The sequence below is a fragment of the Sorangium sp. So ce381 genome, from assembly GCF_051473845.1.
In the GTDB taxonomy this organism is placed as follows: domain Bacteria; phylum Myxococcota_A; class Polyangia; order Polyangiales; family Polyangiaceae; genus Sorangium; species Sorangium atrum.
The window spans coordinates 4,491,167-4,507,040 of record NZ_CP150336.1 but is presented as its reverse complement, the minus strand read 5'-3'; the positions used below and the strand labels follow the sequence as shown (position 1 = coordinate 4,507,040).

Here is a 15,874-nt window from a genome sequence, read left to right as displayed (position 1 = left end):
CCGAGTTCGAGGAGACGCACGCGATCACCCCGCCGTGACCGCCTCGGCGGCGTACGCGTCGAGGCCGTGGCCTCGCAGCGTCGCCTCCACGAGCGCGATCGGCTCGGCGCAGGCCGGGTCGTCCGCGCCCTCCCCGTCGACGACCGCCGGCAGCGCCCGGGCAACGACGAGCCGCACGGCGCGATCGCGGAGCGCGAGCGAGAGCGGCAGCGCCCCGAGCAGGCGGTGGCCGTGCAAGGCCGCCCGGAGGGTGAAGCGCTCGCGGTCGCCCACGCGCGCGGGCACGGGCGCGAGGAGCAGCGCGCCGAGCAGGTCGGGCTCGGCCAGCGCCAGCGTCGCGTCCGCGATCCACCGCGTGGCCCTCCCCGCGAGGTCCCGCTCGCTCCGCCAGGCGGCGTCCTCGCGCGCCCGCCGCGCCGCGCGGCCGTGGAGCGCGGCGAGCCAGGGCGCGAGCGCCGCCGGATCCAGCGGATCGGGCCGCTCGAAGCGCGCGATCGCCCCCTCGGTGAGGCCCTCGGCCTCGAGCGCGGCGGCGAGCGAGAAGAGGCCCGCGGCGACGTCGGGCGGGGGTGCTGCCGCGGCGAGGCGCCGCGACCAGGCGACGACCTCGGCGCGGGAGGCGGTCGCGCCGGGCGCCACCTGCGCGCGGTCCGGCAGCCGGGCGACATCGATGCGCTCGTCCAGATCCCCCCGCGTGACGAGCCGCGGATCGAGCAGCGGCGCGCCGCCGGGGCGGCCCGCGCTGGCCAGCACGCAGGCGCACTCCACGGCGACCGAGACGCGCACCGACTCGCCGTCGTCGACGAAGCTGGTCGGGAAGGTGCGGCACCCGAGCGGCTTGGCCTCGGGCCCGCCCCTCGCGTGGAGCGAGCAGCGCCCCTCGCCCTCGAGGTAGGCGCACCGCCCGTCCCGCATCGCCACGACGGAGGCCGCGCACGGCCACGTCCCGCGCTCCGGCGTGAAGGCCCGCTCGTGGCGCGCGCCCCCGCTCAGCACATCGGGCCGCAATGCCCGCGCCCGCGCCGCCTCCTCGGGGTCGAAGAGGATCGAGGCGTAGATCCGGCAGCAGCTCCCGCGGCCGTCGCAGTGCAGGCTGAACTCGGGCAGCACCTCCAGCGGGCGCTCGCGGGGATCGCGCTCCCCCGGGTCGAGCGCCGGCGCCGCGGGCGCCGCGGCCGCCGTGGACCCGAAGCGCGCCGCGTCCTCGCCGGCGTCGTCCGCTCCGAGCAGCCCCGCGGCGTGGAGCTCCGCGAAGAACGCCTGCGCCGCGGGCACACGCGCGTGCGCGCCCTCGCGGGCCGCCGCGATGACGATGCCCTCGACGTCGCGCGTCCCGTCGGCCGCGGAGAGCAGGACCCACTCCCGCGGGCCGAGCTGGAGCAGCTGCCCCGTGCGGACATCGTGGAGAATGACGCGCTCCTCCTCGCCGACCAGGTGGCGCCGCGCGAGCACGTGGGCGGCGAGGCGAGGGCGCGCCGGCGGCGTGCTCGGGCTCACCCGAGCCAAGCTATCCGACGCCGGCGGCGGCGCGCCACCGAAACGAGGGACGGCGGCGCCGGCCTCGCCGCCGCGCTCCCCAGGCGAAGCGCGACGGCCGCTGCGGCGCCCTCAGCGCACGCACTTCACCCACGCGGCCGTGAAATAGTTCCACTTGCCGCTCTCTCCCGCGTTGAACCCGGTGAAGCCGTCGTCGAAATTGAGCGCCCAGGCCGCCGCGGCGTTCCCCACGGCCGCGTGGGAGCCCCAGTACCAGTCGTTGCTGCGGGAGCCGTACTGCGTGTCGGGGAACATCGTGCGGTTGATCGACGGCGCCACCTGCGCCTCGTCGACGAGGGTCGCGAGCTCCCGGATGCTGGGCAGGCGCCACGCGTGGCCGTTGAGATCGAGCGTCGCGCAGTAGCTCTCCGCCTCGGCCCAGGCCATCGTGGCCGGCGAATACCCCTGCTGCCAGACGAGGCCTGTGTACCTGTCCATCACCTCGCCGGGCGACACGACGGTGTACTGGTCGGGCGGGGCCACGGCCGGGCTGCTCGGCGCCTCGCCATCGCCGTTGCCTCGCACGCAGCGCAGGCTCGCCGCGGTCGCCTTGGAGTAGGCGTTGCTGACGATCCCGTCGCTGAGGTTGAAGGCCCAGGCATAGTCGCGTCCCGCGCCGGCGCCGGCCTGCCGGATGGTGAGGATCCAGTCGGACGCCGTCTTGTGGAAGCCCCCGCGCGCCCCCGGGAACGCGCCCCTGTCGATGGCCGGGCTCCGGGTGAAGTCGACGATCGACGTCATCTCGATGCGCGTGGGAAGGCGCCAGTCGGAGGACCCGCCGAGCGTCAGGCCGTCGCAATAGCCGATCGCCTGCTCCCATGTGTACGCCTCGGAAGGAGGGGTCTCTTGCCATTCGAGGCATGTGACGTTGTCGCGCACCACGCCGCCCCCCACATCGGTGTAGCTCGCGGGGTTGGGCAGGCCGCTGCCCGCCGGGTTGGGCATGGGCCAGCAGGCCCACTTGTGCGTCCCGCAGGCAGCGGCCCTGCTGCAGGTGTCGGGCGCTCCGCCCGCGCCCCCGCTGCCCGGACCACCGCCCTCCCCGGCCGCTCCGCCGTTGCCCGGCGCGCCGCCGCTCACGGTGCTCTCCGCGCCCCCGCTCGCGGTGCTCTCCGCTCCGCCGTCCCCTGGCGCGCCGCCGCTCGCGCTGCTCTCCGCGCCGCCGACCCCGGCGCCCGTCTCCGAGGCTCCGCCTGTCGCGAGCGCGCCGCCCGTCCCCCACCCGCCGCTCCCCGCGATCGCACCGCGGTCGCCGCCCTCCTCCTCGCCGCACGCCGCGGCCGCGAGCACCACGCCGAGCGCGACCCCCGTCCAGGCACGCGCCGCGGCGACGGACATCACCCGGGTCGCGTCAACGACCCGCCGCTTGCTTCGATTCACAGGCACCTCCGCGGGCTCAAGCCAATGTCGCAAGACAAATATGCTCGAACCGCACCAACCTATCACACGCCGCGCGAGGGTCGCCAACGCACGTACCGGAAGAAAGGCATATTTCCTGCCAATCTACAGAAATCGCCCAGCGCCGTCATCTCAGCCCATGCTCGATGTGCTGAGTCGCAGACCCTGCGCGCCTTCGGCAGGCGCAACGCCCCTGATCGCACCGGGCGACCGCGCGTTCCCGTGCCCTGACAATTCTTCGATCAGCCTTAACCCGTGACGTCCCGCGCGCACAGCACCCGCCGATCGGAGTTGACACCGAAAATGTGAACGTTCACAATGAATTCCTGCGGGCATCCTTTGTCCTCAGAGCCATTCCGATGTTGAAGACCAAGGAGTGGTTCGGCCTCCAGGGACGCGGAGGGTAGACCCCAGCCACCGGGGCGCACTGTGGAAAGACGCGCCGCCAGCTTTGCAGCAGATCACGGGGACAACGGCCGGGTAAGGGCGACGCCACGCGTGATGTCAACACGTTCTTGAAGTGAATCAGCAAGGAGACCAGCCGTGAAAGAGACGAAGTCCTGGGGCAAGGGTTGGGCGGTCGTAGCGCCCTTCCTGTTGGGGCTGCTCGCGATGACGGGGTGCAACGAGAAGAGCGAGGGGACGGGCGCCGCGCCGGCCGAGGGCGCCGGCTCGAAGCCGAAGGTCGTCAAGCTCGCCTTCGTCACCAACAACGCGTCCGAGTTCTGGAAGATCGCTCAGGCGGGCGTCCGGAAATACGAGCAAGAAAGCAAGGTTCAGGTCGACGTGAAGATGCCGTCGAACGGCACCACGGAGGAGCAGAACCAAATCCTCGAAAACCTCTCGAGTCAGGGCTACGACGCCATCGCCGTGAGCGCCATCGCGCCCGCCGATCAGGTCCCGGTGCTCAACAAGGTGGCCGAGAAGAGCAAGCTCATCACGTTCGACTCGGACGCCCCGGCGTCGAGCCGACTGCTCTACATCGGCACCAACAACCACGAGGCCGGCAAGGCGCTCGGCGCCTATATCGTGAAGCTCCTCCCGGAAGGCGGCAAGATGGCCGTGTTCGTCGGCACGCTCTCCGCGGACAACGCGAAGCAGCGCCTGCAAGGCATCCAGGACGCGATCGCCGGCAAGAACATCGAGATCGTCGACAAGCGCGAGGACAACACCGACCGCGCGAAGGCGCGCTCCAACGTGGAGGACATCATCAACGCGCACCCGGACCTGAAGCTCGTCGCAGGCCTGTGGTCCTACAACGGCCCCGCCATCGCGGCGGCCATCGAGGCGCTCGGGAAGAAGGGGAAGGTCCTCGCAGCGGTGTTCGACGAGGAGCAGGAGACGCTCACGGCCATCGAGAACGGCACGATCTCGGCCACGGTCGTCCAGAAGCCGTTTCAGTTCGGTTACCTGGCGAGCAAGTGGGCGCATGAGCTCTCGGTCAAGCCCGACACGGCGAAGGCGCAGATCCCGGCCAACAAGAGCATCGACACCGGCATCGAGGTGATCGAAAAGACCAACGTTGCGGCCTTCAAACAGCAGCTCGCCGAAATGAAGAAGTGAGCGTGACGGCGTCCGCTCCGGATCTGCTCTCGATGCGCGCGATCACCAAGCGGTTTCCCGGCGTGGTCGCGCTCCAGGGCGTCTCTCTCTCGCTGAAGCCGGGCGAGGTGCTCGCCCTCATGGGCGAGAACGGCGCCGGCAAGAGCACGCTCATGAAGATCCTCGGGGGCGCCCTGCAGCCCGATGAGGGCGAGATCCGCATCGATGGAAGGAGCGTCGCCATCGAGAGCGTGCGCGCCGCCAAGCGCCTCGGCATCGCGCTCATCCATCAGGAGCTGATGCTGGCGCCGAACCTGGACATCGCGGCCAACATCTTCCTCGGCAACGAAGGCGGCGCGACAGGGCTGCTCCTCCGTCCGCTGAAGAAGGGCGACATGCACGCCCGCGCCAGGGAGCTGCTCCTGCGCGTGGGCTTGCCGCTCCCGCCCTCGACCCCGGTGTCCGCGTTGACCGCCGGCCAGATGCAGATGGTCGAGATCGCCAAGGCGCTCGCCCTGAGCGCGCGCATCCTCATCATGGACGAGCCGACTTCGTCGCTCACGAGCGGTGAGTCCGAGCACCTCTTCGGGATCATCCGCAAGCTCCGGGCGGACGGCATCGGCATCGTCTACATCTCGCACCGGATGGAAGAGGTCATGACGCTTGCGGACCGGGTGACGGTCCTGCGCGACGGCCGCTACGTCGGTGACCTCACGCGCGCGGAGGCGACGCGCGAACGGATCGTCGCCATGATGGTGGGCCGCGAGCTCAGCGCGCACTACTTCCCGGAGAGGCGGCCCCGCCGATCGACCGAGCCCGTGCTGGTGGTCGAGGGGCTCGTCGTGCCCGGCGCGCCCGCGCAGGTCTCTTTTTCGGCCGGACGCGGGGAGATCCTCGGCTTTGCCGGCCTGGTCGGCTCGGGCCGCACGGAGCTCATGCAGACGATCTTCGGGGTGACGAAGGCGCTCGGGGGACGCATGACGCTCGAAGGCAAGGGGTTCGCTCCTCGAAAACCCAGGGATGCGATCGACCGCGGCGTCTACCTGGCGCCGGAGGATCGCAAGCGCCACGGCCTCGTGCTGCCGCTCAGCGTCGCAGAGAACACCTCCCTGCCCAACATCGGCAGCTACGGCCGCTGGGGCTTCTTGAACAGGGAGACGGAGCGCCGGGTCGCCGAATCGGAGGTGGAGCGCTTGAGGACGAAGACGCCCGGCATTCGTCAGCCCGTCGTGAACCTCTCCGGCGGAAACCAGCAGAAGGTGGTGCTCGGGAAATGGCTGGCCATGAACCCGCGCGTGCTCATCCTGGACGAGCCGACGCGGGGCATCGACGTCGGCGCCAAGGCCGAGATCTACCGCCACATGGCCGCCCTCGCGGATGAAGGCATCACGATCTTGATGGTCAGCTCGGACATGGAAGAGATCATCGGAATGAGCGATCGCGTCGCCGTCATGCACGAGCGACGCATCAAGGGCGTGCTGCCGCGGGAACGGCTCAGTCAGGAGCGGATCGCGACCTTGATGACGGGCCACGCGGACAAGGAGGCTCTGTCGTGAGGCGCGAGCTCGGGATGACCATCGCGCTCGTCGTGATGTGTCTGGGCCTCTACATCTCGAACCCGGATTTCCTCGGGCAGTCGAACTCGATCAACACCCTGCGGCAGATCTCGATGCTCGGGATCTTCGCGATGGGCATCGGGTTCGTCATCATCGCCGGCGGCATCGATCTGTCGATCGGGTCCGTGATCGGCCTGACGGGCGTCCTCATCGCCAAGCTCTCGTCGACCCAGCTCGGCGGCCTGGGCTACCCGCTGTGGATCGGCATTCCGGTGGCGCTCGGCGTGGCGCTGCTGATCGGCCTCGGCCAGGGCTTGTTGATCACGCGGCTCAAGCTGCAGCCGTTCATCGTCACGCTCGGCGGCATGTTGTTCTTGCGCGGCGTCTCGCAGACCATCGCCCAGGGGGGCACCCTGAGCCTCGGTGGCTCGCCGCTGCTCGCCCTCGCGAACGGCGGGCTGCTCAAGAGCGGGAGCGACGCGCTCGTCCCGTACCCGCTCCTGATGTTCCTCGCCGTGAGCGCCGTGGCGACCTATGCGCTGCACTTCACGGTGTTCGGCCGTTACGTTTATGCGATCGGCGGCAACCGCGACGCGGCCGAGTACTCCGGCATCAACGTGAGGCGGGTGGAGACGTCTACCTATGTGATCTCGGCGGGCCTCGGCGGCGTGGCCGGCGTCTGTTACGCCTCGTACATCGGGCAGATGTCGCAGCAGGTCGGCATCGCGTACGAGATGTATGCGATCGCCGCGGCCGTGCTCGGCGGCTGCTCGCTTCGCGGGGGTGAAGGCACGGTGCTCGGCATCATCATCGGCTCCGCGGTGATGCGCGTCATCGACAACGGCATCAATATGTTCCAGCTGCCGTACCAGGACGCTGACCGCATTCAACGCATCTGGCGCCTGGACCCGAACTGGACCTTCATCATCATCGGCGCCGTGATCCTCGTCGCCGTGATCCTCGACCAGATCGTGCACATGGTGCAGACGAAGCGGCGCATCCGGCATGCCTCCGCGGGCGCCGCCGAGGCGGCGCCGAGCCTGCAGGCGGCCGCGGCGGTCAGCGCAGCGGAGTCGCCTGCCGCGCGAGCGCCCGATCGCGAGAGCGCCTGAGCTTTCCTGCGATGGGGACGAACCGGCAATCCGCCAAGAGCGCCCCGCCCTGACCTATCAGGGAAGTCGTCGCCTCCTCAGCCCGGCGGTCCGGCCTGAGCGGCGAAGTCCGTGACCCCCTGTCGCCCGCCCCGTCTCGGCGCCATGACGGGGCCATGTCGGTGCACACGAAGAAGACGTCTATCGGCCTGTCCAACAACAGCAGGCCGAAGAGCAAGAACAAGCGACATCACTGGAAGCGCTACCGCGGCCAGGGCAAGTCACACCACGGGTGATCGCCGTCACGGCGAGGTGAGCCGACGAGCGCAGCCCGCCGCCCGCCCCACGAGCGCTGCGGCCGCGACCACGCCGCGCGCCCGCAGCGTATCCCGGGGCGAATGCGCCTCCGGCGGCGCCACGAACGCCTCCAGCCAGGCCTCGGCCGGCGGCCGCGCCAGCACCCCGCCGAGGTCGAACAGCGAGAGATCCGAGACCCCGGCCGCCTCCGCGGCGGCCACGTCCTCGCGGAGCTCGGCGACCGAGCGGTAGACCGGCTCGTCGCCGAGCGCGCCTTTGCCCACGGCGCCCAGCGAGGCGCCCGCCCTCGGACCGAACCGCCGGGCGGCGGCGCGGCACCCCCAGGCGAGCAGCGCAACCGCGTCCTCCCGCTCGAGCGCGCCGCGCGAATACCCCTCGACCAGCGATGTGTACAGCATCGCGCCGACGCGCCCCCACGGCGGCGCGGACACGGGCGTCCCGAGCAGCCGCTCCCAGCCGCGCGCCGGCCCGTCGGTCAAGACGAGCGGCACGATCGCGGCCGAGGTCGCCATCCCGCGCGCGTGCACCGCGCCCGCCAGCTCCACGTACGCGCGCTGCGCCTCGCTCCACCGGGGGCTCCCCCGCGGTCCACCGCCGAGCAGATCGAGCGCGCCGCGCCCCCCCGCGAGCGCCCGCCGCACCGCATCGATCGGCGGCTCCAGGTCGAACACGATCTCCGCCGCGGCCAGGCGCCGCGCGTCGAGCGCGTCCAGCAGCCGCGCGACGAACGCGCCGAACGCCGCCGCGTTGCCGGCGCTCGCCCAGCGCCCGTCCTCGTCCGCGATCATCGGCCACACCGCGACCGCCACCCCCGCGTCCGCGCACGCCGCGACGAGATCCGGCAGCCCCGCCGCGGTCTCCGGCCGCACCGCGATCGAGAGCTCCAGCGCATACCGCCGCAGCAGCGCGAGCGTCCCGGGCATCCGCACCACCTCGAGCGGCAGCAGCTCGCTCCAGATCCGGCGGCGGGGCGTCACGCTCGCCGCCCGCGCCGCGGCGCCGCCTGCGCTCGGTCGCCGTCCGCGCCGCCCGCGCCGCGGCGGCGCCGTTTCCTTCCGAACGCCACAAAGCCCCCGCTACACTCGCGCGTCATGAAGATCCTCTATGGCGTCGTCGGCGAAGGGATGGGGCACGCCATGCGCTCGCGCGTCGTGATCGAACACCTGCTCGCGCAGGGACACGAGCTCGAGATCATGGCGTCGGGCAGGGCGACCGACTTCCTGTCCAAGCGCTTCGCGGGGGTGAACCGCATCCACGGGCTCCACATGATCTACGAGGAGAACCGGGTGCGTCGCGGCAAGACGCTCTGGTCCAACGTGCTGTCCGGCGCGACGGGCACGCCGAAGAACATCGCCGCGTACTTCGAGCTCATCAAGGACTTTCGCCCCGAGCTCACCGTCAGCGACTTCGAGTCGTGGACGTACCTCTACGCCAAGCTCCACCGGCTGCCGATCCTCTCGGTCGACAACATGCAGATCATCAACCGGTGCACCCACGACGCGGAGATCCTCGCCGGCCACGAGGCGGGTTTCCAGCTCACGCGCGCGTTCGTGAAGAGCAAGCTGCCGTTCTGCAACCATTACGTCATCGCCACGTTCTTCCGCCCGCCGGTCCGCAAGCAGGAGACGACGCTGGTCCCGCCGATCCTCCGCCCCGAGATCATCGCCGCGAACCGCCGCCCCGGGGAGCACCTGCTCGTCTACCAGACCGCCGAGGGGAACGACGCGCTCTCGGCGACGCTCGCGAAGACCGGGCTCGAGTGCCGCATCTACGGGATGCGCCGGAACATCACGGAGGAGCAGGTCGAGGGCAACCTGCGCTACCGCCCCTTCAGCGAGGAGGGCTTCATCGACGACCTCGCCTCGTGCCGCGCCGTCATCGCCGGCGGCGGGTTCACGCTGATGGGAGAGGCGGTCTACCTGCGCAAGCCGATGCTCGCCGTCCCCCTCGGCCGCCAGTTCGAGCAGGTGCTCAACGCCCGCTACCTCGAGCGCGAGGGCTTCGGCCGCGGCGCCGATTCGCTGGACGACCCGGCCGTCGTCGCGGATTTCGTGAAGGCCATCCCGGCCTGCGAAGAGAAGCTCGCGGGCTACTCCCAGGACGGCAACCGGCAGCTGTTCGAGGTGATGGACGGCCTGCTCGATCGCGCGCACGCCGGCGTGCTCTGATCGCGGCGGCCGGCGCGCCGCGCTCGCGGCGTGGACACCGCGCCCTCCCCTACTTCGGCCTGCAGCCCTTGAGGTCCGAGCCGGAGATGCCGTTGCACTCCTGCTCCGCGGGGCAGTCCGACTGCTCGACGCACGTCTTCAGGCACTCGAGCGCCGCGCTGTCGTCGGGCTTGCCGCAGACCGCCCCGCCCTCACACTCGCCGTCCGCGCCCTCTTCCTCGCACGCCTCGCCGAGCGCCGCCTCGCCGCCGCAGCCCCACGCGAGCAGCGCGCCGACGAAGAGCCCCATCCCGATCCACCTGGTTCGCATGCATGACCTCCCTTGTCTTCAGCCCACGCGCACGGGGCACGGGCGCGGCGGCGCCGCCCACGCGACGACGCGGCATGCTCCCGCCCCCCTCCGCACGCCTCCCGATGCTACCGCGCGCTGCGGCTCTTGACGCCCTGGCGCTGGCTCCACGACGCCGATGCCGTCTCCTCGATCCGGATGAGCACGGCGGTGATGTTGTCGCGGCCACCGTTCTCGTTGGCGCAGTCGATGAGCTTGCCGCACGCGTCGGCGAGCACGGCGTTGTCCTCGACGATGCGCGCGATCTCGCGATCGTCCACGAGCCCGTGGAGGCCGTCGGAGCAGAGGAGGAACACGTCGCCGGCCTCGACGCGCTCCGCGCGCAGGTCGATGTCGACGCTGGGGGCGATGCCGAGCGCCCGCGTGATCACGTTGCGGGGCAGGTACGCGAGGTCGCGCTCCGTGAGGTCGGGCCGCTCGAGGAGCGCGTCCGCGATGAGCGAGTGGTCGCGGGTCAGCTGCGAGATATCGCCGTTGCGGAGGAGGTAGCAGCGGCTGTCGCCGGCGTGGGCGACGTAGAACTTGCGCTCCCGCGGCGAGAACGCGGCGGCGACGACCGTGGTCCCCATCCCGCGGTAGAACCGCGAGTCGTCGGCGTGCGCGAAGATGCGCGCGTTCGCGTACGTCACGGCGGCGCGCAGCCTGTCGCCGGTCGACGCCTTGCGCCGCTTGCCGTTCGCGTCGCGGAAGTAGCCGGCGATGGCGCTCGCGGCGATCCGGCTCGCGACCTCGCCGGCCTCGTGCCCGCCCATGCCATCCGCGACGACGTAGACGTTGAACTCGGGGAGGAGGATGTATCGGTCCTCGTTGTGGACCCGCTCCCTGCCGACGTCGGATAGACCTGCCGCGGTGGCGCGCATTCGCCCCGAGTCTAGACGACGCTTGGCCCCGCAGGGAACTGGGTTAATCTCCCCCGCCATGTCCGACCTTGTGATCGACAACCCCTATACCCTCGAGGAAGCCGTCCGCCGGCCTCTTGCAGACGAGGCCGCCGTCGACCGCCTCCTCGACACGGCGACCGCCGCCGCGCGGCGCTTCTCGCACACATCCATCGCCGAGCGCGCCGCCCTGTGCCAGCGCGCGGTCGAGCACATCGAGGCCAACGCCCCGTCGATCGCCGCCGACATCACCCGCATGATGGGCAAGCCGCTGCGCCAATCCCGCAATGAAGTCGCGGGGATGGCCAAGCGAGCCCGGCATATGATCTCGATCGCCGAGGGCGCGCTCGCCGATGTGATCCTGCCGGAGCTCCCCGGGCTCGAGCGGCGGATCGTGCGCGCTCCGCTCGGTGTGGTCTTCAATCTGCCCGCCTGGAATTATCCGCTCCTCACCGCCGTGAACGTGGTCATCCCCGCGGTGCTCTCGGGCAATGTGGTGCTGCTCAAGCACTCGCCGCGCTCGCCGCTCTGCGGAGAGCACTTCGCGACGGCGTTCGCGGAGGCCGGCGCGCCGCCCGGCCTCGTCCAGGCCTTCCACTGCGACCACGCCACGTCGGAGCGCATCGCATCGGATCCGCGGGTCAACTTCGTCGGTTTCACCGGTTCCGTCGAAGGCGGACGCAGGATCTATGCGGCCACATCGAAGAAGGTGGCCGTCGACGCCGGCCTGGAGCTCGGCGGGAAGGACGGCGCCTACGTCGCGGCCGACGCGGACCTCGAGAAGGCGGTGGACGGGATCGTCGACGGCGCCTGCTACAACGCCGGACAGAGCTGCTGTGCTGTCGAGCGCGCGTATGTTCACCGCGACCTGTATCCGAAGTTCGTGGAGGCCGCGCTGGAGCTGATGAAGCGCTATGTCCTCGGCGATCCGACCGACGAGCGGACGAACCTGGGTCCGATGGCGCAGCCCCATGCGCCGGCGTTCCTGGAGGCGCAGGTGAAGCAGGCGCTCTCCCGGGGGGCGAAGGCGCTCTGCGGCGGTCGGGCGACCCAGGTCGAGGGCCGCGGGCGCTTCTTCGAGCCGACGCTCCTCGTGGACACGGCGCCCGATCTCGACGTGATGCGCATCGAGTCGTTCGGGCCGGTGCTGCCCATCGTGCCGGTCTCATCCGACGAGGAGGCGCTCGCGCTGATGAACGACAGCGATCTCGGGCTCACCGCGTCGGTCTGGACGCGCGACCGCGAGCGCGCCGCGCGGCTCGCGCGCGAGCTCGACGTCGGCACCGTCTACATGAACCAGTGTGACACCCTGGATCCGGCGCTCCCGTGGACGGGCGCGAAGAACAGCGGCAAGGGCGCGACGCTCTCGACGCTCGGGTTCCTGCACCTGACGCGGCCGAAATCGATCAACTTCAAGATCGGCTGAAGGCCCGGGCGCGCGGCGCGCGGCGTAAACAACCGCGCCGCGCGTGGCCCGCGAGCCGATGAGCTCGAATGAGTCCGCTTGCACGGTGGGCGATGTGCGGTATCCCGGAGTGATGGAAATACGAGAGATCTATCGCGGGCGCCTCATCGATCACGTTCAGCTCGTCGTGGCCGACCTCGCGGCGAGCAAGAAGTTCTATCGGGCCGTCTTCGAGACGATCGGGATCCCGATCGGAGGCGAGGCCGACGATTACTTCTGGGCCGACGAGCTCTTCATATCCAGCGTCGACTCGCCGTCCGCGGCCGGTGTGCCCACGGGCCGAGCGCACCTCGCCTTCCAGGCGAGCGACCGCGCGACGGTCGATCGGTTCCACGCCGCCGCGGTCGCCGCGGGCGGCAAGGACAACGGCGCTCCGGGCAAGCGCCCGTACCATCCTGGCTACTACGCGGCGTTCGTGCTCGACCCGGATGGCAACAACATCGAGGTCGTCCACCACGGCCAGGCGAACAAGTCGGCCGACGCGATAAAGATCACGTTCTGATCGCGAGGATGCCGCGAGATCGTTGAAGCGCCGACACAGGATCGATTGAACTCGATACGGGCGCCGGCGCACCACCGCGGCTCCTCCCGCGCTCCTTTCGCTGCTGCCCTGTCGGCGCCTCCTCGCCTCTCCTCAGACTGACTGTCCCGCTGGCTCGCCATCGATGCAGATCCGCTTCCTGACGACGGGCCTCGGCGCGACGTCGTTGAGGACCACCCCGAGGATGCGGCGATCGCCGAGCTGCTCGGCGGCCCTCGTCAGCGACGACGCCCGGGTCAGCGAGGCGCGCGCGACCAGGACGATGCCGTCAGCGGCGTCCTCGATGACGTTGGCGTCGCCCGAGCCGAGGACCGGAGGGCCGTCGATGACGACGTAGTCGTGATAGCGCCGCAGCGTGCGCATCGCGGCCTCGAAGTGGACCGAGTGGAGCGCCGCGGGATAGCTCGCCTCGAGCGATGGCTCCGCGAGCACCGAGAGCGACTGGCTGACGGCGATGACGCCGAGCGGGCGGATCTCGCCCGCCATCCGCCGCCGGAGCTGCTCCGAGAAGCTCGCGTGCGCGGGCAGCCGCAGGCCGAGCGTCGCCGCGACGCGGGGGCACGCCAGGTGGCCGTCGACGAGCAGCACCCGCGCGCGCTCGGCCTCGGCGAGCGTCATCGCGAGGCGGACCGCGAGCGCGGTCTTGCCCTCGGCCCGGCCGGGGCTCACCACCGCGACCGCCAGCGGCTCGCCCGCCCGCCGCTGATCGAGCCGGTGCCGGAGGACCCGGAGCGCCGCGAGCGCGGGCGCGGGCGCTCCCCGGAGCAGCTCGAACACCCCGTGCCCCTCGGGATCGAGATCCGCGCCGATCATCACCACCTCGGGCCCGTCGAACGCGGGGCTGCCGGCGCGCGCGAACGAACGCACGCCCACGCAGGCGAGCGGAGCCTCGGGCGCGCTCCAGGACGTCCGGTCGGTCACCTCGCAGTCGCCGAGATCGAGGCCATCCCGGAGCGTGTCCTCCGGGTCCGGGACGGCGCCGGCCGGAGCGGCCTCTTCCGGCGCGCCGGGTGGCTCCGCGCCGTACCCGGGCCCGCCGAGCGGCTCTGCGCCGGGCCCAGCCGCGCTGGACGGCTCGGCGCCGTGCCTGGCCTCCCCCGGCGGCTCCGCGCCGGGCCCAGCCGCGCCGGGCGGCTCCGTGCCGTACCCGGGCCCGCCGGACGGCTCCGCGCCGTACCCGGGCCCGCCGAGCGGCTCTGCGCAGTACGCCGGCACGATCGTGCGCTCGCGGAGCGGCGGGCGCGCCGGGAGCTCCGGCATCGCGGCCAGCAGGACCGGGCCGCCGAGCGCGTGGATGTCGCCGCCGTCATAGAGCGTGTCGTTGAGCAGCACCCGGGCCCCGGCGACGCCGAGCGCGAAGAAGAACGTCACAGCGGCGCCCGCGAAGAAGACGCGGCCCCGCCCCCGGTCGGGGCGGCTCGGCAGGTAGGCCTGGTCGAGGACGTCGAGCTCGGTCTCGCTCTTGTTCTCGGCGGCGTCCGCGGACAGGTCCGCGGACCGCTCGTTGGCCTGAACGGTCTTCAGGTACTCGCGCGCCCGCTCGAGATCGAGGCGGAGCCGGTGCCACTCGGTCTCGAGCTCGATCACGCGCTCCTCGGCGGCTCCGTCGGCCGCCCACGGCGGGGCGCGCGGCGCCTCGCCCCTGGCCGCGCTCTCCGCCGGCGCGCGCGGCGCCTCGCCTCCTGCCGACGCCCTGCCGCCTGCGGCGCGCGCGCGCAGGCCCGCGATCTGCCGGAGGAGCGCGGTCCGCTCCGCCGCGAGCGCCGCGCGCCGCGCCGGCGTGAGCGCGCGCTCCTCGCCGGCCGGCGCCTCGGTGACGCCCGCGCGCACGAGCCCGAGCGCGCCCTCGGCCGCGGCGAGCTGGCTCTTCGCCGCCTCGACGCGGCGCTTCGCGGCGACGGCGTCCGGGTGGATCGGGGTCACGGTCGTGAGCTTCTCGGCGAGCGCCGCCTCGGCCGACGCGACCGCGGCGACAGCGGCGGTGCGGGCCCGCTGCGCCTCGACGACGCTCTGGGGCAGCGGCTGCCCGGGCGCCACCGCCGGCGACCGCGCGGCCCCGAGCAGCGCCTCGACCCGGGCGAGCTGGCGCTCGAGCGCCGCGAGCTGCGGATCGGCCGGGCGGGCTGGCTGCGCTGGCAGGGCCGCAGCGGGCGCCGGGGCGGCGGGCGAGCCGAGCGGCTGGGGCACCGGCGCGTACGGGGAGTCGTTGAGCCCCCACTGGAACTGCGGATTCCTGGCGAGGAACGTCGCCAGCGCGCGGCTCGCCGCGTCGACCTTGGAGCTGGCCTCGGCGAGCTCCTTCCGCAGGAAGTCGCGGGTCATCGTCGCCGTGCCGAGGCTGTCGCGGCGGTAGTCGTCGAGCAGGATCTGCGTGAGGCGGGCGGCGACCTGCTGCGCCACGTGGGGATCGTCGTGGGTGAACGAGATGACGTACGTATCGCTGCTCTGCGCGCGGAAGCCGACGTGGGTCTTCATCTCCTCGACGGCCTCGACCATCGAGCGGGCGGTCTTCTCCGGGTAGAGCCCGAACGCCTCGACGACGCCGGCGAGCGTCCCGCGCGCCGTGAGCGCGTCCTTCAGCTTCGACCCGAGGCGCGCCGCGCGCGCGGTGCCGCTCTGGGGATCGCGGCCTGTCTGGATGGTGTCGCGGTAGAGGATGGTGGCCTCGCTCCGCCACACCCGCTTCGTGGCGAGCGCCAGGGCCAAGGAGATCGCGAGTCCGACGGCCATCATCGCGGCCGCTCCGCGCCAGTACATCCGGACCCGGCCGAGGACGCTTATCGCGCGATCCAGGCGCTCCCGGGGTGTGCTCTCCGTGCTCAGGCTGGCCATGGTGTTCCTCGCCCGTGTGGGCAGCGCGTCCGGCGCCGCGCGGCGCGGAGGGCGCGCGCGGGGGCGCTCCGCCCCCGCACGGCAAAGCGCGTGCTCGCGGGCGCGTCACCCCGGGACGCACACCGCTCGGCGCCACCACGCGCGCTGACCGCGTGAGAGAGGGCCGACGCCGACGAACGCCATGGACATTCCGCGTCCGG

General features: G+C 72.0%; 12 protein-coding genes. 6 read left to right on the top strand and 6 right to left on the bottom strand.

Going from position 1 to position 15,874, the window contains the following annotated elements:
• Positions 1–24: 24 nt before the first annotated feature.
• Positions 25–1,497, bottom strand: a complete 1,473-nt coding sequence (locus WMF29_RS17065; protein ID WP_437329841.1) for a YkgJ family cysteine cluster protein — start codon at positions 1,495–1,497, stop codon at positions 25–27.
• 111 nt (positions 1,498–1,608) lie between these two features.
• Positions 1,609–2,916, bottom strand: a complete 1,308-nt coding sequence (locus WMF29_RS17060; protein ID WP_437329840.1) for a DUF1566 domain-containing protein — start codon at positions 2,914–2,916, stop codon at positions 1,609–1,611.
• A gap of 561 nt (positions 2,917–3,477) precedes the next feature.
• Here WMF29_RS17060 and WMF29_RS17055 point away from each other — a divergent pair.
• From WMF29_RS17055 to WMF29_RS17045, 3 genes are read left to right on the top strand one after another with little or no spacing between them, the layout of a single operon-like run.
• On the top strand, positions 3,478–4,497 hold the full coding sequence (locus WMF29_RS17055; protein ID WP_437329839.1) for a sugar-binding protein: 1,020 nt from the start codon (positions 3,478–3,480) through the stop codon (positions 4,495–4,497).
• Between the two features lie 32 nt (positions 4,498–4,529).
• Positions 4,530–6,032, top strand: a complete 1,503-nt coding sequence (locus WMF29_RS17050; RefSeq protein WP_437331129.1) for a sugar ABC transporter ATP-binding protein — start codon at positions 4,530–4,532, stop codon at positions 6,030–6,032.
• Positions 6,029–7,144: an ABC transporter permease gene (locus WMF29_RS17045; protein WP_437329838.1), complete on the top strand. Its 1,116-nt coding sequence runs from the start codon at positions 6,029–6,031 to the stop codon at positions 7,142–7,144. The genes WMF29_RS17050 and WMF29_RS17045 overlap by 4 nt, the downstream gene beginning before the upstream one ends.
• A 281-nt stretch (positions 7,145–7,425) precedes the next feature.
• Here WMF29_RS17045 and WMF29_RS17040 read toward each other — a convergent pair whose 3' ends face one another.
• Positions 7,426–8,418, bottom strand: coding sequence for a hypothetical protein (locus WMF29_RS17040; protein ID WP_437329837.1), 993 nt, complete (start codon positions 8,416–8,418; stop codon positions 7,426–7,428).
• 114 nt (positions 8,419–8,532) lie between these two features.
• Here WMF29_RS17040 and WMF29_RS17035 point away from each other — a divergent pair, with 114 nt between their 5' ends.
• On the top strand, positions 8,533–9,609 hold the full coding sequence (locus WMF29_RS17035) for a glycosyltransferase family protein (RefSeq protein WP_437329836.1): 1,077 nt from the start codon (positions 8,533–8,535) through the stop codon (positions 9,607–9,609).
• Between the two features lie 49 nt (positions 9,610–9,658).
• Here WMF29_RS17035 and WMF29_RS17030 read toward each other — a convergent pair whose 3' ends face one another.
• Entirely contained in the window at positions 9,659–9,919 is a 261-nt protein-coding gene (locus WMF29_RS17030) for a hypothetical protein (RefSeq protein ID WP_437329835.1), read from the bottom strand.
• Positions 9,920–10,026: 107 nt separating this feature from the next.
• Positions 10,027–10,818, bottom strand: a complete 792-nt coding sequence (locus WMF29_RS17025) for a Stp1/IreP family PP2C-type Ser/Thr phosphatase (RefSeq protein ID WP_437329834.1) — start codon at positions 10,816–10,818, stop codon at positions 10,027–10,029.
• A gap of 58 nt (positions 10,819–10,876) precedes the next feature.
• Here WMF29_RS17025 and WMF29_RS17020 point away from each other — a divergent pair, with 58 nt between their 5' ends.
• Together WMF29_RS17020 and WMF29_RS17015 are read left to right on the top strand one after the other, a co-directional pair.
• Positions 10,877–12,262, top strand: coding sequence for an aldehyde dehydrogenase family protein (locus tag WMF29_RS17020; RefSeq protein WP_437331128.1), 1,386 nt, complete (start codon positions 10,877–10,879; stop codon positions 12,260–12,262).
• 112 nt (positions 12,263–12,374) lie between these two features.
• Entirely contained in the window at positions 12,375–12,803 is a 429-nt protein-coding gene (locus WMF29_RS17015) for a VOC family protein (protein WP_437329833.1), read from the top strand.
• Positions 12,804–12,935: 132 nt separating this feature from the next.
• Here WMF29_RS17015 and WMF29_RS17010 read toward each other — a convergent pair whose 3' ends face one another.
• Complete coding sequence (locus WMF29_RS17010) at positions 12,936–15,674, bottom strand: hypothetical protein (protein WP_437329832.1); 2,739 nt, start codon at positions 15,672–15,674, stop codon at positions 12,936–12,938.
• Positions 15,675–15,874: the final 200 nt, after the last annotated feature.